The sequence below is a fragment of the Pseudomonas sp. S1(2024) genome (assembly GCF_046557535.1).
The window spans coordinates 57,346-76,347 of the sequence record NZ_JBKGFP010000060.1 but is presented as its reverse complement, the minus strand read 5'-3'; the positions used below and the strand labels follow the sequence as shown (position 1 = coordinate 76,347).

The following is a 19,002-nucleotide window of genomic DNA, read 5'->3' as shown; positions in this document are numbered from 1 at the left end:
TCCTACATCTGTTTCAGGCCAGTAACGCCTGTGCCAGAGCGCGCGACCGCCTTGTTCGTACAACCCGATATCGAGCCACGCTCCAGAGCGTTCGCGCACAAACCTCACAGGAATAAGTGGCCCGAAACAGATGTAGGAGCAGCCTTGTGCTGCGAAGCGCCGCGCGGGCGGCGCTCGATCTCGAACCCACCACACCACTCAAGACAAACTCAGGAACTCTCCCGCACCATCAACTCGAAGCCCAGGTCCTGCTGCGCATTCGGCACCCGCTTGCCATCGAGCAGCGCCAGCAGCGCCTGCGCCGCGCCGCGCCCCACAGCGGCGCGAGGCGTGCGAATCGAGGTCAGCCGCGGCACCATGTGCGCCGAAGCCGGCAAGTCGTTGAAACCGACCATCGCCACCTGCCGCGGCACCTCCACCCCTTGGCGCAATGCCTGCAGCACCGCGCCCTGGGCCAGGTCGTCGTTGCAGAAGAAGATACCGTCGACATCTGGCGCCTGCCGCATCAGTTGGCTGAACAACTCGCTGCCCAAGGCAATGGAAGAAGGCTCCGGCGTCAGCACTTCCAACTCGGCCGCCTGCAAGCCGGCCTCGGCCAACGCCTGGCGGAACCCTTCGGCACGCTGCATCACTCGTGGGTCCAGCTGTGCGGCAATGAACCCCAGGCGCTTGCGCCCGCGCTCGATCAGGTGGCGGGCGGCGGCGCGCCCGGCTTGCTGCTGCGAGAAGCCGACGGACAATGCACCAGCTTCGCCATTCAGTTCCATCATGTGCACACAAGGTACGCCACTGGCCGCCAGCATCTGCCGCGATGCCTCGCTGCGCTCGAAACCGGTCAGCAGCATGCCGCAGGGCTGATAGGCCAGGTAGTTGCGTATGAGGTTCTCCTCTTCGGCAAGATCGTAGTGATAGTTGCCGATCAGCACCTCGAGCCCGCGCGGGCGCATGACCTCATGAATGGCTTCCAGCGTGTCGATGAACAGCTGGTTGGACAGCGACGGGATCAACACCACCACCGACTGGCTGCGCGCCGAAGCCAGGGCACGGGCCGCCGGGTTGGCGACATAACCGAGGCTCGCCGCGGCAGCAACGACCTTTTCCACCAGCTCCGGCGCAACCGTGCTGACCCCGCGCAGGGCGCGCGATGCGGTAATCGGGGATACCCCGGAAAGCCTGGCAACTTCTGCCAGGGTGGGACGACCTGTGGTACGGGAGCCGGTGCGGGACATGGATGTTGTAATTTTACTACTTGCAAGGAAAGGGAACGGCCACTAAGGTAGCGCTGTCTCAGGACGCAGGCAATGTAATCTTTGGTAGCGGCCAACGCGCGCCCGCCGCCAAGCGTCCATACTGCGTAGGGACAAGACCAATAACACCGGGGAGGTGGCTGTTCGTCGACAACGAGACAGCGCTATCTCACCCGCAGGAGGTACTGATGAATTCTCCCCTGTCCGCCATCGTGGTGATGGGCGTGGCCGGTTGCGGCAAAAGCTGCATCGGCGCTGCCATCGCTGCCAGAAGCGGCGGCCGCCTGATCGAAGGTGACGCTTTCCACCCTGCCGAAAACATCCGCAAGATGAGCGCTGGCATCCCCTTGGACGACAGCGACCGTGCCGGTTGGCTGGTGCGTCTTGGTCAGGAGCTGCAAGCCACGACCCAGGCCGGGGAACGTCCGATCCTGACCTGTTCGGCCCTCAAGCGCCGCTATCGCGACTCCCTGCGCGACGCCATGCCCGGGCTGGTGTTCGTGTTCCTCGAGCTGTCACCCGCCGAGGCGGAGAAACGCGTGCTGGCACGCCCCGGGCATTTCATGCCGGCGAGCCTCATCGATAGCCAATTCGCGGCCCTGGAGCCGCCACACGGCGAACCCCTGACCCTGGCGCTCGACGCCACCCAGCCCATCGAAGCGCTTGCCGAAGCGGTGGACAGCTGGCTAAAGGGCCGCAGTGAGCCGGGCCTGGCACAAACCGCCTGACCCAGGCGGTTTTCCCGGCCCAACCGAGACAGCGCTACCCTGCCCCTCAAGCGCAAGCAAATTTGCAAAAAAGCTACGCCAAAACAACGATAAGACCGAGGCCTTCAAACCATGTTCGGACTGGCTACTGATACCTTCCTGCTGCTCGACGCGCTGGTTACCATCGTCGGGCTGATCCTGCTGATCACCCACTTCAAAGTCCATCCCTTCGTCGCACTGACCATCGCGGCCGGCTTCCTTGGCCTGACCTCCGGCATGCCGGTGGCCAAGGTCATGAAATCGTTCCAGGACGGTTTTGGCGGTGTTCTGGGCTTCGTCGGCATCGTGCTCGCCCTGGGCACCATGCTTGGCAAGCTGATGGCCGACTCCGGGGGGGCCGATCAGATCGCGCAAACCCTCATCCGCGCCTTCGGCAAGAAGAACGTGCACTGGGCGATGATGTTCGCCGCCTTCCTGGTGGGTATCCCGCTGTTCTTCGAGATCGGCTTCGTGCTGCTGATCCCGCTGGTGTTCATCGTCGCCCGACGCTCCGGCGTATCACTGATCAAGATCGGCATTCCACTGCTGGCCGGCCTGTCGGTGGTGCACGGCCTGGTGCCCCCGCACCCGGGCCCGCTGCTGGCGATCGGCATCTTCCATGCCGACATCGGCAAGACCATTTTCTATGGCCTGATCGTGGCGCTGCCTACCGCCATCATCGCCGGCCCGCTGTTCGGTAATTTCATTTCCCGCTACATCCCGGGCACCCCGTCCCAGGAGCTGATGGACCAGATCGCCAAGGAGTCCGACCAGGGCAATCTGCCGAGCTTCACCATCACCCTGGTCACCGTGCTGCTGCCGGTGGTGCTGATGCTGCTGAAGACCTTCGCCGACGTGGTGCTGCCTGCCGAGCACATCGTGCGCCAGTGGATGGACCTGATCGGCCACCCCATCACCGCCCTGCTCGCTGCCCTGCTGCTGGCCTTCTATACCTTTGGCTCGGCCCGTGGCTTCAACCGTCAGCAGATCATGAAGATGCTCGACCAGAGCCTGGCCCCGACTGCGGCGATCGTGCTGATCGTGGGTGCCGGCGGCGGCTTCAAGCAGATGCTGGTAGACACCGGCGTGGGCAACGTGATCGGGCAGATGGCCGTACAGGCGGAGATTTCGCCCATCATGCTGGCCTGGCTGGTAGCAGCGGTAATCCGTATCGCCACCGGTTCCGCCACGGTCGCCACCATTACCGGTGCGGGCATCGTTGCACCGGTGATCGACCTGGTGCCGGGGGTCAACCGTGAGCTGCTGGTGCTGGCCACCGGCGCTGGCTCGTTGATTCTGTCCCACGTCAACGACGCCGGCTTCTGGCTGGTGAAGCAGTACTTCAACATGACCGTGGCGGAAACCTTCAAGACCTGGAGCATGATGGAGACCATCCTGTCGATCGTCGGCATCATCTTCATCATGTTGCTTTCGCTGGTGGTGTAACCGTTGATCGGGGTAATGGCACCTTGAAGCTTCGGGTAGGGCCGAAGGGAAGTATCAGCCCTACCAGAAGCAAAGGAGCCTGCCATGCCCCGCTCAAGCATCCTGCTGATTGCCCTGCTCGCCGCGCCGTTGGCCATTGCTGCCGGCACCGGCCCCACCTACCCCGACGACCCGCACAACCCGGCGCCCAAGCCGGGCGCGGACAGCACCCTCAACCCGATCGAAAAGCCCATGCCGCGGGACACAGACCCACGCATAAAGGGCAACGACCCGGACAGCCCGCCAGCTGAACAGAATGACAACCGGGATTTGCCAGGGATGGATGGCAGTGGCTCGGAAGGTACCGGACGGCAGGGAGCAGCTGATAATCAGCGTTGATCAATGCCTCTGAATGCAACTGTTTTGCTCAAATTCTAAAAGTTGCCGCAATCCCTGTAGGAGCGGCCTTGTGTCGCGAAAGGGCCGCAACGCGGCCCCAGGATTGATGCGCAACAGTTGAAATTGCTGGGGCCGCCTTGCGGCCCTTTCGCGACACAAGGCCGCTCCCACAGGTACAGCGACAACCTCAAGAGCAATGCCGCTCCCGCAGGTCCCCGTACGGCCCTTTGCCCGATGCTCACCACTGGCGCTTGTCCGGCCTGGTCAGCCCCAGCTTCTCGATCCGGTAACGCAGCATGTCCCGCGACAGCCCGAGCATGCGCGCCGACTTGGTCACGTTCCAGTCGGTGCGGTCCAGGGTCTTGCATACCAGGTCACGTTCCATGTCCGGCAGGCTGGTGCCAGGCTCCGGTTCGTGCCGAGGCATTTCGAACACCGCAGGCGCCGCCTGCTGCACCAGCGGCTCGTCGATCAAGGTCATGCACAGGTTGAGCTGGTGCGCCTGCACCACCTCGTTCGGCGCCAGCAGCACGGTCTGCTCCAGCATGTTGCGCAGTTCGCGCACGTTGCCTGGCCAGCTGTAACCGAGCATCAGGCTTTCCGCCTCGGCGGAAAAGCGCAGGTTCGGCTTGCCATAACGCCGGCCATGATGGGCCAGGAAATGCCGCGCCAGCAGCAGCACGTCCTGCCCGCGGGCATACAGGCGCGGTACCTTCAGGGCAATGATACGCAGGCGGAAGAACAGGTCGCGGCGGAACTTGCCCTGCTGCACCATCTGCTCCAGGTTGCAGTTGGTAGCGCTGATCACCCGCAGGTCGACCTTGCGCTCCTTCACCGCGCCGATCCGGCGGATACTGCGGTCTTCCAGCAACTTCAGCAGCTTGGCCTGGAGCACCAGGTCCATCTCGCCAATCTCGTCGAGGAACAAGGTGCCCCCATCGGCAGCCTCCACCAGGCCCACCCTGCGCTCCTTGGCATCGGTAAAGGCGCCCTTCTCGTGGCCAAACAGCTCGGCCTCCAGCAGGTTGGCCGGGATCGAGGCGCAGTTGAACTCGATAAACGGCCCCTTGCTGCGCGAACCATCAAAATGCAGGGCGCGGGCCACCAGCTCCTTGCCGGTACCGGTCTCGCCTTCGATCAGCACCGGTGGCAGGTCGTCGCTGGCCATGCGCCGTTCTGCATCCAGCACTTGGCGCAGGGTGTGCTTGAGGGTGAGCATCGCCGGTGATTCGCCGATCAATGCCTGCAACCCGGACTTCTGCGCCTCGCGCTCCTGGTAGAACGACAACGTGCGCTCCATGCGCTCGGCGGCCAGCGCCTTGTCCAGGGTCAGCTTGAGCTCGGCCAGCACCACGGGCTTGGTCAGGTAATGGAAGGCGCCCTCCTTCATTGCCTGCACGGCATCTTCCACGTTGCCATAGCCGGTCATCATGATCACTTTCAGGTCCGGCACCTGCGCCACCAAGGTACGCAGCAGGTCGTGCCCGCTCATGCCCGGCAGCGAGTTGTCGGTCAGCACCGCATCGGGCTGGCCCCGTTTTATCTGCTCCAGCGCCAGCTCCGCGCTGTGGCACACGGTGACCTCGAAGCCCTTGAGGCCGAGGTAGGTGCGAATATTGTCGGCGAGAATTTCATCATCCTCGACTACCAGGATGCTGTGCTCCATGGTCCCCTCCCGCTGCGATATTGAATGTGAGGCTGACGCGGGTTCCTTCCTCTTCGCGGCTGCTCAGGCTGACCGAGCCGCCAAAACGCTCCATGATGCGTTTGACCAGGGCCAGGCCTACACCCAGGCCGCCCTGCTTGGTGGTGTAGAACGGCTTGAACACCATCCGCTCCTGCTGTTGGCTCATGCCCTTGCCGGTGTCGCTAAGGACGAACTCGGCACGCTGCCCATCCTGCACATTGACCTGGGCGCACAGCATGCCACCTTCAGGCATGGCTTCCAGGGCATTGGAGAACAGGGTGTTGAGAATCTGCGTTAGCTGTAGCGGCTGGCTGGCCACCCATTGTGACCGGGGGCCTTCGTAGCAGAAGTGCACACCGTTGCGTTCGATCTGCTGGGCGAAGGCCAGGTGGGTGTCCTCGATGGCCGTCACCAGGTCCACGGCCTCGGCATCGTCACTGGTCGGGCGCAGCGACACCAGCAGGTCACGCACCCAGCGCGACATGCGGTCGACCTGGCTGATGATGTCGGTGATGTTCTTCTGCGCCGCGGGGTTGGCGATTTCCTGAGCCAGTTCGGCGCTGGAGCGAATGTTGGCCAGCGGGTTGCGCAAGCTATGCGCCACGGCCGAGGACATCTCGCCCAGGGCCACATAGGTTTCACTGGCCACCAGCCGGTCCTGCTGCAGGTGCAGCAGCTGCGCGGCGCGGCGCACGATCCAGAACAGGCCGAAGTAGACCAGCGCCCCGCCCACCAGGGTAGAAGCCCAGATCAGCACATAACCGCGCTGGATGCGCCACACCAGGTCCTGCGGCTCCTTGTAGACTTCCACCATGGCCAGCACCTGTTCGCCCTGGCTGTCGAACAGCGGGATGTAGTTCTCGATGAACAGGAAGCGCGGTTCACGCTGGAACTTCTGCTCTTCGCGGTCATCCTCGGCCTGGTGGTAGCTGGCCGATACCGTCTTGCGCGAGCGGAAGGCGCGGTCCAGGTCACCATCGGCCTCGATTCGCTTGCCGATCAGCTCCCGGTTGGTCGACCAGACAATGGTGCGGTCGCGGGCATAGACGTTGGCCAGCAAGGTGTCCGGCAGGTGCTCCACATGGTCGAGGAACTCGACCCGGGTCGATTCGGCCAGCTCCGGGTTGAACTGCAAGTGCTGCTGGTCCAGCCGCGGGTCAAGCAACTCGCCCATGGTGGTGCCCGGCGGCAACTGCGAATGACGTACTTCGGCCTGGGCCATGGCCTGGATGAACTGGGCGGTGAGCATGGCATCGCGCTCGACGCTGTCGCGCACCACGAAACGCGTCGACACATAACCCAGCCCGCCCGCCACCGAGGCGATGATCAGCAGGCTTATGACCGAAAACCAGCGCAGCAGGTTGAATTCGCGCAATGGCACGGCCACACCGTTGGCGGTAGTACTGGCCTTGTCAGGAACTTCTTTATCCAGCATCTGCATCGCGTGCTTCCCGCCCAGGGCGTCCATTCAGAAATGCATCAAGGCGACAAATAGTAGCCAATTGATATCACTCCACCCGTGCAGCCGCAGCCGCCATTTGTCGTGTGTTGCGCTCTGCCTGTCACATTGCAAGAACCCAGCCAGCCACCATGCCGATTAAATTTATCCCTGATTATCAATAGCTTGCATACACATCTTAAATTAACTTGGAGGTCTATCCCCCACGTTTGGGGGTATTCACCCAAAAAACTTTAAATCCTTTATAAACAATGAGATACGAGCATTTATTAATGTAAGTCAGGAGCCCTTGACCAGCCGGAAACTCAGCGAAACCCGGGTGCCATGGCCTTCACTGCTGCTGAGGCGGACACTGCCCCCGAAGCGTTCCATGATGCGTTTCACCAACACCAGGCCCACGCCCAACCCACCCTGCTTGGTGGTGAAGAAAGGCCGGAAGGCCATGCGCTGCTGCTGTTCGGTCATGCCTTTGCCGTTGTCGGACAGGCGCAGGGTCAGGTTACGCCGGTCATGACGCACCACCTCGACACGCAACCGCCCACCCTGCTCCATCGACTCCAGCGCGTTGGCGATCAGGCTGCTGAAGATCTGCCGCAGTAACACCGGATGCCCCAGCACCTGCACTGCCGGTATCGGTTGCAGGTCAAGGCTCACTCCGCCGCGCGCCAGCGGCACTGCGTAGGTCTGCAGGCTTTCCTGCAATGCCAGCGGCAAATCCACCGCCACGGCCTCATCGTTGAGCGGGCGCAAGGACTGCAACATCTGGCGGATCCACTGCGACATGCGGTCGACCTGGCTGATGATGTCGTTGACGTTGCGCTGCGCCGGGCCATCGTCGAACGCCTGGGCCAACTCGGCACTGGAACGGATGCTGGCCAGCGGGTTGCGCAGGCTATGGGCCACCGCCGAGGACACCTCGCCCAGCGCCACGTAGGTTTCGTTGCTGATCAGCCGCTTCTGCTGCACCGCCAGCAGGCGCGCGGCGCGGTGCATGATGCCGTACAGGCCTACGTAGACCAGCGCGGCACCGATGGTGATCGCCAGCCAGATCAGGATCAGCCCATGCTCGATGCGCACGATCAGGTCATGGGGCTCCTTGTAGATCTCGACCATCGCCGTGACCTGCTCGCCATCGGCATCGAACAGCGGAATATAGTTTTCGATGAACAACTGCTCGGGTGGGATGACGAACTTCTGCTCGACGCGGGCCTGGTCGAAGTTGTGGTAACTGGCCGAGACTCGCATCTTGTACTCGAAAGCCTGCTCCAGGTCCTCGTCGCCTTCGATCAGCTTGCCGACCAGGGCCGGGTTGCTGGACCAGATCACCGTACGGTCCGGGGCATAGATGTTGGCCAGCAGCATGTCGGGCAGGTGCGCAATGTGGTCCAGGAACTCGCCACGCGCCCTGCGCCGGGCGTCCGGGTCGACATCGAGCAGGTTGGCGCGGTCGATGCGCGGGTCAAGCAGTTCACCCATGGTGCGCACATTAGGGATCGACACATGGCGCACTTCGGCATCGGCGATGGAGGTGATGAACTGCGCGGTGAGCAAGGCATCGCGCTCGATGCTCTCGTCGACGATGAAGCGGCTGGAAATCAACCCCAGCCCGACCGCTACCGAGAGGATGATGGCCAGGCTGACCCAGGCGTACCAGCGCAGCAGATTGAACGGCTTGCGTCGGGGGGCCAGTTCGTTACCGGCGGGTCCTTCAATAACGTCGGAACAAGGGGCGATGTCCATGGCGGACTCCACAGCTGGGCACCTTCAGAAGGTTATAGCCCAGAGTTGGGGAAACCATCGGGTCAGCTTGGTGGCATCCGCCGAAGGGTATTGTCTTGTTTCCCGTATTGAACGCACCTGCCTTGCAAAAATCCAGATGCTCCCACAGGGGTCGCACCAGCGTTGAAAGGGGCTACAGAGGCTAATCACCCGTCAACCCCTGCAAGCGGCGGTACTCCCGCAGCACATTCGGTACATAGCGCCGGGTCTCGGCAAACGGCGGTACCGCACCACGGCGCAGCACCGCGTCCGGGCCGGCGTTATAGGCCGCCACGGCCAGGGTGATGTCATTGTCGAACAAATTGAGCATGCGCTTGAGGTAGCGGGCCCCTCCCTGCACGTTGTCTTCCGGGTCCAGGCGGTTTTCCACGCCCATCTCGCGGGCAGTATCCGGCATCAATTGCATCAGCCCCACCGCGCCCGCTGGCGAACGCGCCTTGGGGTTGTAACCGGACTCGGCCTTGATCACCGCATGCAGCAACGCCGGGGGTACGTCGTGGGTGCGCGCCGCGGCGGCGACCAGCTTGGCGTAGGGGCGGCCGGTGATGAGCTGCGCGTTGGCCGGGCCGGCCTGGGCCTTAGGCTCGCTGATCACCGTTTCATAGAGGCGCCCGGGTCGATGGACGTTGGTCAGTATGTAGCTGCCTTTGGCGTCGATGGAAATATACACATCGGCCTGGGCAGCACCTGCCACCAGCCAGATCAAACCGAGAGTGAGTCCACGCATGTCGGTCGCCTCTTCGTGGTCTCCCCCGATGTTGGGGGATATACCCCGGAAAACCCGGGGTCGATGACCACGACGCAAGCACTGTGCCGCTTCGCGTGCCGCATGGTGCAAGGCGCCAGCGCAGGCGTGCACGGCTGTTGCATGGAGCCTGCAAAAGCTTGTCCCCATGCAGCGGAGGGCTTCACCATGCAGCGCAGAACCAACCCTCAACGTGGCTTCACCCTGCTCGAACTTTTGGTGGTGCTGGTGGTGCTCGGCCTGTTGGCCGGTATCGTCGCGCCCAAGTACTTCAGCCAGCTCGGCCGCTCCGAAGCCAAGGTGGCGCGGGCGCAGATAGAGGGGCTGAGCAAGGCCCTGGACCTGTACCGCCTGGAAGTCGGCCACTACCCCAGCAGTGAGCAAGGCCTGCAGGCCCTGGTGATCGCCCCCAATGGCGAAGCGCGCTGGACCGGCCCGTACCTGCAGAAGGCCGTGCCGCAAGACCCGTGGGGCCGCGCTTACATCTACCGGCAACCCGGCGAGAACGGCGGCGAGTACGACCTGCTGTCGATGGGCAAGGACGGCCAGCCCGGTGGCGACGGGGAAAACGCCGAAATCACCAGTTGGCAGTAGGGAGAACGGCCATGCGCTACAGCCTCAAGGCCCTGGGCAGGCAGGGTGTGGTGCAGTTGCAGATCGACGCCGAGGACGCCGACCAGGCCCGCCGCCAGGTCGAGGACCAGGGCTTGCGCGTGCTCAGCCTGCGTGGCCACGGCGGCGCCTTGCGCGGCATGGCCTGGCGCCGCGAAGCAAGTTTTGACCTGGTGCTGTTCAGCCAGGAACTCTCGACCCTGCTCAACGCCGGCCTGCCGCTGATCGACGCGCTGGAAAGCCTGGCGGAAAAGGCCCCCGCAGCCGCAGCGCGCAAAGTGCTCGCCGAACTGGTCCGCCAACTGTACGAAGGACGCTCGCTGTCCCAGGCCCTGGGCCAGCAGCCACGGGTGTTCCCGCCGCTATACGTGGCGCTGGTGCAGTCCAGCGAGCGTACCGGCGCGCTCGGCGACGCCCTCGCCCGCTACATAAGCTACCGCCAGCGCCTGGACCTGGTCCGGCAGAAGCTGGTGGGTGCCTCGGTCTACCCGATGCTGCTATTGCTGGTGGGCGGTGGCGTGGTGCTGTTCCTGCTTGGCTACGTGGTGCCGCGTTTCAGCCAGGTGTTCGAGGGCATGGGCACCGAGTTGCCCTGGCTGTCTCGGCTGCTGATGCAGATCGGGCTATTCCTGCATGCCCAGCAACTACCGCTGGCATTGGGCGCCCTCGGTGCGGCCACTGCGCTGTGGCTGCTGCGCCGCCAGCCATGGGTACGGCGCTGGGCAGCCTGTCAGCTGCGGCGCCTGCCGGCACTTCACCAACGCCTGATGATGTACGAACTGGCGCGCTTCTATCGCTCGTTGGGCATCCTGCTGCAAGGCGGTATCCCCATCCTCACCGCCATGGGCATGGCCCGCGGCCTGCTCGGCAGCGCGGCGGCCGAGGGCCTGGAGCACGCCAGCCAGCGGGTCGCCGAAGGGTTGCCGCTGTCCGATGCACTGGAGGCCGGGCAACTGGTGACGCCGGTATCGTTGCGCCTGCTGCGCGCCGGCGAGCAGTCCGGCAACCTGGGCGAGATGCTGGAGCGCTGCGCCGACTTCCATGACCAGGAAATCGGCCGCTGGGTGGAATGGTTCGTCAAGCTGTTCGAACCGCTGCTGATGACCTTCATCGGCCTGCTGATCGGCCTGATCGTGATCCTGATGTACATGCCGATCTTCGAACTGGCCTCGAGCATTCACTGAAATCCCAGGCCCAGAATGAAAGCCCACGACCGAGCTGGCCATGTCTGCAATCGATGAATGATCTGCTCATATCATTCATCGTGATAATAACCTTCGTCCCGTTCGATTCGTGCCTCACGCGCAAGACACTCACACTCCGCCCACTACTAATACATTGGCGGAGTTCTCCATGGAACAATCATTCAAACCCTTGCGCTTCCCCCTCGCTGCCCTGGCAGTGGTGGTGATCAGCGCTTGTGGCCGAACCCCAGACGCAGTGCAGGCTCCCACCGCGCCGAAGGTCAGCGTGGCCAAGGTGATCGAGCAACCGATCAATGAATGGGACGAGTTCACCGGCCGCCTCGAAGCGCCGGAAACCGTCGAGGTACGCCCACGGGTCTCCGGCCAGATCGACCTGGTAGCCTTCACCGAAGGCGCCCAGGTCAAGAAAGGCGACCTGCTGTTCCAGATCGATCCACGCCCGTTCCAGGCAGAGGTCCGCCGCCTCGAAGCCCAACTGCAGCAGGCCAAGGCCACCGCCATTCGCAGCGCCAACGAAGCCCGCCGTGGCGAACGCCTGCGTGACAGCAACGCCATTTCCGCAGAACTGGCCGAATCGCGTAGCAGCGCCGCCGCCGAAGCCCGCGCCGGGGTCGACGCGATCCAGGCCCAGCTCGACCTGGCACGCCTGAACCTCAGTTTCACCCGTGTCACCGCGCCCATCAGCGGCCGTGTCAGCCGCGCCCAGTTCACCGCCGGCAACATCGTCACCGCCGATGTCACCCCGCTGACCAGCGTGGTCTCCACCGACAAGGTCTACGCCTACTTCGACGCCGACGAGCGCGTGTACCTCAAGTACACCCAGCTGGCCCGCGAAGGCCAGCGCGGCCAGAGCACCCCGGTGTACCTGGGCCTGACCAACGAAACCGGCAACCCGCACCTGGGCCAGATGAACTTCGTCGACAACCAGGTCAACCCGCGCACCGGCACCATCCGTGGCCGTGCGGTGTTCGACAACAGCGACGGCCAGTTCACCCCAGGCCTGTATGCACGCCTGAAGCTGGTAGGCAGCGCCCAGTACCAGGCCGTGCTGATCAACGACGAAGCCGTGGGCACCGACCTTGGCAAGAAGTTCGTGCTGGTCATGGACAAGGACAACAAGGCCGCCTACCGCGCCGTGGAGCTGGGGCCGAAGCTGGAAGGCCTGCGCATCGTGCGCAGCGGCCTGGGCAAGGACGACCGCATCGTGGTCAAGGGCCTGCAGCGTGTGCGCCCTGGCTCACCGGTCACCCCGGAAGAGACACCGATGGCCAGCGAACAGACCCTCGCCGCCCTCGCCCAGCAGCGCCAGGCCCTGGAGGCCAGCAACCCGGCGCCGAAGGTGGCGGGCAACAACGTGAAAGTCGCCAGCGCCCAGGCGCCACGCGGTTAAGGGACCACACCGATGAACTTCTCGAAATTCTTCATTACCCGGCCAATCTTCGCCGCGGTGCTGTCGCTGGTGCTGCTGATCGCGGGTTCGATCTCGCTGTTCCAGCTGCCGATCAGCGAATACCCCGAAGTGGTGCCGCCCACCGTGGTGGTGCGCGCCAACTTCCCAGGCGCCAACCCCAAGGTCATCGGCGAAACCGTGGCCGCGCCACTGGAGCAGGCGATTACCGGCGTGGAGAACATGCTGTACATGTCCTCCCAGTCCACCGCTGACGGCAAGCTGACGCTGACCATCACCTTCGCCCTGGGCACCGACCTGGACAACGCCCAGGTGCAGGTGCAGAACCGCGTCACCCGTACCCAGCCCAAGCTGCCCGAGGAAGTGACCCGCATTGGTATCACGGTCGACAAGGCCTCGCCCGACCTGACCATGGTCGTGCACCTGACCTCGCCGGACAACCGCTACGACATGCTCTACCTGTCCAACTACGCCATCCTCAACATCAAGGACGAGCTGGCGCGCCTGGGCGGCGTGGGCGATGTGCAGCTGTTCGGCATGGGCGACTACTCGCTGCGCGTGTGGCTGGACCCGAACAAGACCGCTTCGCGCAACCTCACCGCCAGTGATGTGGTGGCTGCAATCCGCGAGCAGAACCGCCAGGTAGCCGCCGGCCAGCTGGGCGCCCCACCCGCCCCCGGTTCGACCAGCTTCCAGCTGTCGATCAACACCCAGGGTCGCCTGGTCAATGAGGAAGAGTTCGAGAACATCATCATCCGCGCCGGTGCCGATGGCGAAATCACCCGCCTGAAGGACATCGCCCGGGTCGAACTCGGCTCCAGCCAGTACGCCCTGCGTTCGCTGCTGAACAACCAGCCGGCGGTGGCCATTCCGATCTTCCAGCGCCCAGGCTCCAACGCCATCGAGATCTCCGACGAAGTGCGGGCGAAGATGGCCGAGCTGAAGAAGGACTTCCCCGAGGGCATGGACTACAGCATCGTCTATGACCCGACCGTGTTCGTTCGCGGCTCCATCGAGGCCGTGGTGCATACCCTTTTCGAAGCGCTGGTGCTGGTGGTGCTGGTCGTCATCCTGTTCCTGCAGACCTGGCGTGCCTCGATCATCCCGCTGATGGCCGTGCCGGTATCGCTGATCGGTACCTTCGCCGTGATGCACCTGTTCGGCTTCTCGCTCAACGCGCTGTCATTGTTCGGCCTGGTCCTGGCCATCGGTATCGTGGTGGACGATGCCATCGTCGTGGTGGAGAACGTCGAGCGCAACATCGGCCTGGGCCTGAAACCGCTGGAAGCCACGCAAAAGGCCATGGGCGAAGTGACCGGCCCGATCATCGCCACCGCCCTGGTGCTGTGCGCGGTGTTCGTACCTGCTGCGTTCATTTCCGGCCTCACCGGGCAGTTCTACAAGCAGTTCGCCCTGACCATCGCGATCTCGACCGTGATCTCGGCGTTCAATTCGCTGACCCTGTCGCCGGCCCTGGCTGCCGTGCTGCTGAAGGACCACCATGCGCCCAAGGACCGTTTCTCGCGGTTCCTGGAAAAACTGTTGGGCAGCTGGCTGTTCGCCCCGTTCAACCGCTTCTTCGACCGCGCTTCCAGCCGCTACGTCGGCGGCGTGCGTCGGGTCATCCGCTCCAGCGGCATCGCCCTGTTCGTCTATGCCGGCCTGATGGGCCTGACCTACCTCGGCTTCTCGTCCACCCCGACCGGTTTCGTGCCGGCCCAGGACAAGCAGTACCTGGTGGCGTTCGCCCAGCTGCCTGACGCGGCCAGCCTCGATCGCACCGAAGCGGTGATCAAGCGCATGAGCGAAATCGCCCTGAAGCAGCCTGGCGTGGCCGACTCGGTAGCCTTCCCAGGCCTGTCGATCAACGGTTTCACCAACAGCCCGAACAGCGGCATCGTGTTCACCCCGCTCAAGCCGTTCGACGAGCGCAAGGACCCGAGCCAGTCGGCGGCGGCCATCGCGGCTGCGCTGAATGCCCAGTTCGCCGACATCCAGGACGCCTACATCGCGATCTTCCCGCCACCGCCGGTACAAGGCCTGGGCACCATCGGCGGCTTCCGTCTGCAGATCGAAGACCGTGGCAACCTGGGCTACGAGGCGCTGTACAAGGAAACCCAGAACATCATCGCCAAGAGCCACAACGTGCCGGAACTGGCGGGCCTGTTCACCAGCTACCAGGTCAACGTGCCCCAGGTCGATGCCGCCATCGACCGGGAAAAGGCCAAGACCCACGGTGTGGCGATCACCGACATCTTCGACACCCTGCAGGTCTACCTGGGCTCGCTGTACACCAACGACTTCAACCGCTTTGGCCGTACCTATCAGGTCAACGTCCAGGCCGAGCAGCAGTTCCGCCTCGATGCCGAGCAGATCGGCCAGCTGAAGGTGCGCAACAACCTCGGCGAGATGATCCCGCTGGCGACCTTCCTCAAGGTCAGCGACACCTCCGGGCCTGACCGGGTGATGCACTACAACGGTTTCATCACCGCCGAGATCAACGGCGCCGCGGCACCGGGCTACAGCTCCGGCCAGGCCGAAGCTGCCATCGAGAAGCTGCTGAAGGAGGAACTGCCCAACGGCATGACCTTCGAGTGGACCGACCTGACCTACCAGCAGATCCTTTCGGGCAATACCGCGCTGTTCGTGTTCCCGCTGTGCGTGCTGCTGGCCTTCCTGGTGCTTGCCGCCCAGTACGAAAGCTGGAGCCTGCCGCTGGCAGTGATCCTGATCGTGCCGATGACCCTGTTGTCGGCCATCACCGGGGTGATCGTGTCGGGGGGTGACAACAACATCTTCACCCAGATCGGCCTGATCGTACTGGTGGGCCTGGCGTGCAAGAACGCAATCCTGATCGTCGAGTTCGCCAAGGACGAACAGGCCAAGGGGCTCGACCCGCTGGCTGCGGTACTGGAAGCCTGCCGCCTGCGCCTGCGGCCGATCCTGATGACCTCGATCGCCTTCATCATGGGTGTGGTTCCACTGGTGTTCAGCTCCGGTGCCGGTTCTGAAATGCGCCATGCCATGGGCGTGGCGGTGTTCTCGGGAATGATCGGGGTTACCGTGTTCGGCCTGTTCCTGACCCCGGTGTTCTTCTTCCTGATTCGCCGTTTCGTCGAGCGTCGCCAGGCCCGCAAGGCCGAACGCGCCCAATCGCTGGAGAGCCATGCATGAACCTGCTCAAACCCTTGACCCCGAGCCTGCTGGCGCTCGCCCTGGCGGCCTGTGCAGTAGGCCCGGACTACCAGGCGCCAGCCACCGAGCCCGCGCAGTTGGCCAGCGACATACAGGCCAAGGCCTACGACCGTAGCCGTTTCGAAAGCCTGTGGTGGAAGCAGTTCGACGACCCGGTGCTGAACCAGCTGGTGCAGGCTTCGCTGGATGGCAACCGTGACCTGCGCGTGGCCTTCGCCCGCCTGAAGTCGGCCCGTTCGATCCGTGAAGACGCCGAAAACGATCAGTTTCCGGTGGTCACCAGCCGCGCCAGCAGCGACATCGGCAAGGGCCAGATCCCCGGCCAGACCACGCAGCGGGTAAACAGTGAGCGCTACGACCTGGGCCTGGACATGGCCTGGGAGCTTGACCTGTTCGGCCGCATCCAGCGCCAGATCGAAGCCAGCGAAGCCCAGGAAGCAGTAGCCGCGGCCGACCTGCAGCAGCTGCAGGTCAGCCTGATCGCCGAACTGGTGGATGCTTACGGCCAGCTGCGTGGCGCGCAGTTGCGCGAGAAGATCGCCCTGGCCAACCTCAAGACCCAGCAGGAATCGCGGGCCATCACCGAAACCCTGCGCGATGCCGGCGTGGGCAACGACCTTGATGTGGTGCGGGCCGACGCGCGCCTGGCCGGGGTCGAAGCCACCGTGCCGCAACTGCAGGCGGAACAGGCACGGGCCCGGCATCGCATCGCCACCCTGCTCGGTCAGCGCCCCGAGGCGCTCAGCGTCGACCTGTCGCCCAAGGCCCTGCCGGCCATCGCCAAGGCGCTACCGGTGGGTGACCCGGGAGAACTGCTGCGCCGCCGCCCGGACATCCGCAGCGCCGAACGCCAGCTGGCGGCTGCCACCGCCAACGTTGGCGTGGCCACGGCCGATTTGTTCCCACGCGTCAGCCTCAGTGGCTTCCTCGGCTTTACTGCTGCCCGTGGTTCGCAGATAGGCTCCTCGGCAGCCAATGCCTGGGCGCTGGGCCCGAGCATAACGTGGGCCGCCTTCGACCTGGGCAGCGTGCGCGCCCGACTGCGCGGTGCCAAGGCCGATGCCGAGGGGGCACTGGCCAACTATGAACAGCAGGTATTGCTGGCCCTGGAAGAATCGGCCAACGCCTTCAGCGACTACGACAAGACCCAACAGCGGCTGTTGTCGCTGATGCGCCAGAGCGACGCCAGCCGCAAGGCGGCGGAACTGGCCTCGATTCGCTATCGCGAGGGTACGGTGGATTACCTGGTGCTGCTCGATGCCGAGCGTGAGCGGCTGAGCGCCGAAGATGCTCAAGCCCAGGGCGAGGTCGAGCTGTACCGCGGCATCGTCTCCATCTACAAGGCCCTGGGCGGCGGCTGGCAACCGGAGACTGTAGCCAGCGCGCGCTGATACACCCGTTTCAACGACTCCTTTGGTTGGCTCCTCCCCCAACCGTTTGCCCCGCAGGCCTTGGTCCGCGGGGCTTTTTTATGCTGATTGAGGGTGTGTGCAGGGTGCATGCCTCTGAATCTTCAGCGCCTATGAGATCGAGCGCCGCCCGCGCGGCGCATCGCCGGCAAGCCAGCTCCCACAGGTACTCCACCGCTTTTGAGACCTGTGGTTCACCTGTGGTAGCTGGCTTGTGCATGCCTTGAAGTTGGTGCGGACCATGTAGGAGCTGGCTTGCTGGCGATCGAGGGCAAAGCCCTCGCCTAGGTTCTAGAGCTGTAAGACATTTCCGAACCAGAAACCAAATGCTTCAGTTCGAACGCCCTGTCGAATTATCCTACAGCACCTGTCGGAAGGTGCTGTCTTGGCTGGGAAGCACACCAGGTTTAATGTCCTCGGCTCGCCTTTTCAGGTGAGTTGCCTCACTTCTGTTGCCCATTCCTTTCTGTTTTAGTCGGTGTCGATAATGGACATTTACAGGCTTGAGGTTATATCGGTATCGATATAATTTGTGTGCAGGCTCCTGGAATCTGTGCATTGCCATGTACGTCAGAAAGGTGCAGCGGCATGACCAAACACACGGGTGAGGCATGAGGCGCAAGCGCAGCTGGCGATTGGAGCGATGGCGAAGGGGTATGCGGCATGTGGGACGGTCAGAAGCCTATCGAATGGGTAGGCGGCAGCAAGGATGATGTGCGCAGGTTTCCACCAGTGGCGAGGCAGCGGGCTGGGTATCAGCTGGACTTGATCCAGTCCGGTGAAGAACCTACCGACTGGAAGTCGATGGAGAATGTGGGGCGGGGTGTGCGGGAGATCCGCATCAAGTGTAAAGACGGTGCTTTTCGCGTGTTGTATGTTGTGAACCGCCCGGAAGCTGTCTATGTCCTGCATGCATTCCGCAAGACAACTGAAAAGACGGATAAGCGCGATATTGATGTGGCGAAAGCCCGTTTCAAGTCGCTGGACTGAGAGGTGATCAACAATGGCGAATGAACGCTCGGCATCTGTATGGGACGCGTTGGCTGATACGCCAGAAGAGGCCGACAACCTTAGGCTGCGCTCGCAGTTGATGCGGATTTTGGTCAAGACGGTGCGTGCCTGGGATCTACCTCAGAAGGATGCGGCGCGTCGGCTACATGTCACTCAACCGCGCTTGAGTGAGCTGTTGAATGGGAAGATTGACAAGTTTTCCCTGGATGCCTTGGTAAATCTGCTGGCCAATGCCGATCTGGAAGTGGATTTCACGGTGAAGGAAAAGCTCGCCTGAATCGGTGGCTGGACCATGAAGGCCAGGCCTTGCCGTTTTCAACCCGCACCGAACTGAGGCGAACGAGGATCGATTCTCTACTAATGCGGAAAATAAATTTCTAAAGACAGTTGCTCCCACATCTGTTTCGGGCCAGTTACTCCTGGCTCCTGCGCACTCGCACCCTGGGTGCATGTCTGGAGAATGCAGAAGAGCAGCAGCGCTACCTTCGATATCGTGTCGTACAAACAAGGGGTCGCGCGCGCCAGGCACAGAAGAGACTGGCCCGAAACAGATGTGGGAGCTGGCTTGCCGGCGATGCGCCGCGCGGGCGGCGCTCGGTCTCACAGGCGCAGAAAATGTCGAGACAGGCACCTGGTTGCATTTACCCCCCAGCTAGCCCAAGCTCTGCCCTTCCC

At 63.3% G+C, this 19,002-nt stretch carries 15 protein-coding genes; 10 read left to right on the top strand and 5 right to left on the bottom strand.

Annotated features, from left to right (window positions below; genetic code table 11):
• Positions 1 to 209: 209 nt before the first annotated feature.
• Complete coding sequence (locus ACLCGK_RS16140; protein WP_085720342.1) at positions 210 to 1,229, bottom strand: LacI family DNA-binding transcriptional regulator; 1,020 nt, start codon at positions 1,227 to 1,229, stop codon at positions 210 to 212.
• 206 nt (positions 1,230 to 1,435) lie between these two features.
• Between ACLCGK_RS16140 and ACLCGK_RS16135 the strand changes: the two genes are divergently transcribed.
• The 3 genes from ACLCGK_RS16135 to ACLCGK_RS16125 all read left to right on the top strand — a co-directional run bounded on the left by ACLCGK_RS16135 (position 1,436) and on the right by ACLCGK_RS16125 (position 3,817).
• The gene (locus tag ACLCGK_RS16135; RefSeq protein ID WP_015270531.1) at positions 1,436 to 1,975 is read left to right on the top strand and encodes a gluconokinase; all 540 of its coding nucleotides are present in this window, start codon (positions 1,436 to 1,438) and stop codon (positions 1,973 to 1,975) included.
• A gap of 111 nt (positions 1,976 to 2,086) precedes the next feature.
• Positions 2,087 to 3,439 (top strand): GntP family permease, encoded by a 1,353-nt coding sequence (locus ACLCGK_RS16130; protein WP_015270532.1) that lies wholly within the window; start codon positions 2,087 to 2,089, stop codon positions 3,437 to 3,439.
• A gap of 84 nt (positions 3,440 to 3,523) precedes the next feature.
• A complete protein-coding gene (locus tag ACLCGK_RS16125) occupies positions 3,524 to 3,817 on the top strand; it encodes a hypothetical protein (protein WP_013972806.1) in 294 nt (97 codons plus the stop codon).
• 238 nt (positions 3,818 to 4,055) lie between these two features.
• Here ACLCGK_RS16125 and ACLCGK_RS16120 read toward each other — a convergent pair whose 3' ends face one another.
• From ACLCGK_RS16120 to ACLCGK_RS16105, 4 genes are all read right to left on the bottom strand, one after another.
• Complete coding sequence (locus tag ACLCGK_RS16120) at positions 4,056 to 5,483, bottom strand: sigma-54-dependent transcriptional regulator (RefSeq protein WP_015270534.1); 1,428 nt, start codon at positions 5,481 to 5,483, stop codon at positions 4,056 to 4,058.
• A complete protein-coding gene (locus tag ACLCGK_RS16115) occupies positions 5,452 to 6,945 on the bottom strand; it encodes a sensor histidine kinase (RefSeq protein ID WP_015270535.1) in 1,494 nt (497 codons plus the stop codon). Before ACLCGK_RS16115 ends, ACLCGK_RS16120 begins: the two co-directional genes overlap by 32 nt.
• Before the next feature lie 297 nt (positions 6,946 to 7,242).
• Positions 7,243 to 8,703: a sensor histidine kinase gene (locus ACLCGK_RS16110; RefSeq protein WP_410952399.1), complete on the bottom strand. Its 1,461-nt coding sequence runs from the start codon at positions 8,701 to 8,703 to the stop codon at positions 7,243 to 7,245.
• A 181-nt stretch (positions 8,704 to 8,884) separates the two neighbouring features.
• Positions 8,885 to 9,469 (bottom strand): lytic transglycosylase domain-containing protein, encoded by a 585-nt coding sequence (locus ACLCGK_RS16105; RefSeq protein WP_410952398.1) that lies wholly within the window; start codon positions 9,467 to 9,469, stop codon positions 8,885 to 8,887.
• A 186-nt stretch (positions 9,470 to 9,655) separates the two neighbouring features.
• On the opposite strand from ACLCGK_RS16105, the gene gspG reads away from it, so the two are divergent.
• The 7 genes from gspG to ACLCGK_RS16070 all read left to right on the top strand — a co-directional run bounded on the left by gspG (position 9,656) and on the right by ACLCGK_RS16070 (position 18,604).
• Positions 9,656 to 10,081 carry a type II secretion system major pseudopilin GspG gene (gene gspG, locus ACLCGK_RS16100; RefSeq protein WP_410952397.1) on the top strand — a complete coding sequence of 142 codons (426 nt, stop codon included), beginning with the start codon at positions 9,656 to 9,658 and terminating at the stop codon, positions 10,079 to 10,081.
• 11 nt (positions 10,082 to 10,092) lie between these two features.
• Positions 10,093 to 11,283: a type II secretion system F family protein gene (locus tag ACLCGK_RS16095; RefSeq protein WP_061552569.1), complete on the top strand. Its 1,191-nt coding sequence runs from the start codon at positions 10,093 to 10,095 to the stop codon at positions 11,281 to 11,283.
• 169 nt (positions 11,284 to 11,452) lie between these two features.
• Positions 11,453 to 12,694: a multidrug efflux RND transporter periplasmic adaptor subunit MexE gene (mexE, locus tag ACLCGK_RS16090; protein WP_015270540.1), complete on the top strand. Its 1,242-nt coding sequence runs from the start codon at positions 11,453 to 11,455 to the stop codon at positions 12,692 to 12,694.
• A gap of 12 nt (positions 12,695 to 12,706) precedes the next feature.
• Positions 12,707 to 15,886 (top strand): efflux RND transporter permease subunit, encoded by a 3,180-nt coding sequence (locus tag ACLCGK_RS16085; RefSeq protein WP_039614707.1) that lies wholly within the window; start codon positions 12,707 to 12,709, stop codon positions 15,884 to 15,886.
• Positions 15,883 to 17,298: an efflux transporter outer membrane subunit gene (locus tag ACLCGK_RS16080; RefSeq protein ID WP_015270542.1), complete on the top strand. Its 1,416-nt coding sequence runs from the start codon at positions 15,883 to 15,885 to the stop codon at positions 17,296 to 17,298. The genes ACLCGK_RS16085 and ACLCGK_RS16080 overlap by 4 nt, the downstream gene beginning before the upstream one ends.
• Before the next feature lie 681 nt (positions 17,299 to 17,979).
• The gene (locus ACLCGK_RS16075; RefSeq protein WP_085665733.1) at positions 17,980 to 18,306 is read left to right on the top strand and encodes a type II toxin-antitoxin system RelE/ParE family toxin; all 327 of its coding nucleotides are present in this window, start codon (positions 17,980 to 17,982) and stop codon (positions 18,304 to 18,306) included.
• 13 nt (positions 18,307 to 18,319) lie between these two features.
• Positions 18,320 to 18,604, top strand: coding sequence for a helix-turn-helix domain-containing protein (locus tag ACLCGK_RS16070; protein ID WP_003260206.1), 285 nt, complete (start codon positions 18,320 to 18,322; stop codon positions 18,602 to 18,604).
• Positions 18,605 to 19,002 lie beyond the last annotated feature (398 nt).

Coding starts and splice junctions, on each gene's coding strand:
- ACLCGK_RS16105 (WP_410952398.1), bottom strand. CDS start 9,469: ATGCGTGGACTCACTCTCGGTTTGATCTGGCTGGTGGCAGGTGCTGCC.
- ACLCGK_RS16075 (WP_085665733.1), top strand. CDS start 17,980: ATGTGGGACGGTCAGAAGCCTATCGAATGGGTAGGCGGCAGCAAGGAT.
- ACLCGK_RS16080 (WP_015270542.1), top strand. CDS start 15,883: ATGAACCTGCTCAAACCCTTGACCCCGAGCCTGCTGGCGCTCGCCCTG.
- ACLCGK_RS16110 (WP_410952399.1), bottom strand. CDS start 8,703: ATGGACATCGCCCCTTGTTCCGACGTTATTGAAGGACCCGCCGGTAAC.
- ACLCGK_RS16115 (WP_015270535.1), bottom strand. CDS start 6,945: ATGCAGATGCTGGATAAAGAAGTTCCTGACAAGGCCAGTACTACCGCC.
- ACLCGK_RS16120 (WP_015270534.1), bottom strand. CDS start 5,483: ATGGAGCACAGCATCCTGGTAGTCGAGGATGATGAAATTCTCGCCGAC.
- ACLCGK_RS16085 (WP_039614707.1), top strand. CDS start 12,707: ATGAACTTCTCGAAATTCTTCATTACCCGGCCAATCTTCGCCGCGGTG.
- ACLCGK_RS16125 (WP_013972806.1), top strand. CDS start 3,524: ATGCCCCGCTCAAGCATCCTGCTGATTGCCCTGCTCGCCGCGCCGTTG.
- ACLCGK_RS16135 (WP_015270531.1), top strand. CDS start 1,436: ATGAATTCTCCCCTGTCCGCCATCGTGGTGATGGGCGTGGCCGGTTGC.
- ACLCGK_RS16130 (WP_015270532.1), top strand. CDS start 2,087: ATGTTCGGACTGGCTACTGATACCTTCCTGCTGCTCGACGCGCTGGTT.
- ACLCGK_RS16070 (WP_003260206.1), top strand. CDS start 18,320: ATGGCGAATGAACGCTCGGCATCTGTATGGGACGCGTTGGCTGATACG.
- ACLCGK_RS16140 (WP_085720342.1), bottom strand. CDS start 1,229: ATGTCCCGCACCGGCTCCCGTACCACAGGTCGTCCCACCCTGGCAGAA.
- gspG (WP_410952397.1), top strand. CDS start 9,656: ATGCAGCGCAGAACCAACCCTCAACGTGGCTTCACCCTGCTCGAACTT.
- mexE (WP_015270540.1), top strand. CDS start 11,453: ATGGAACAATCATTCAAACCCTTGCGCTTCCCCCTCGCTGCCCTGGCA.
- ACLCGK_RS16095 (WP_061552569.1), top strand. CDS start 10,093: ATGCGCTACAGCCTCAAGGCCCTGGGCAGGCAGGGTGTGGTGCAGTTG.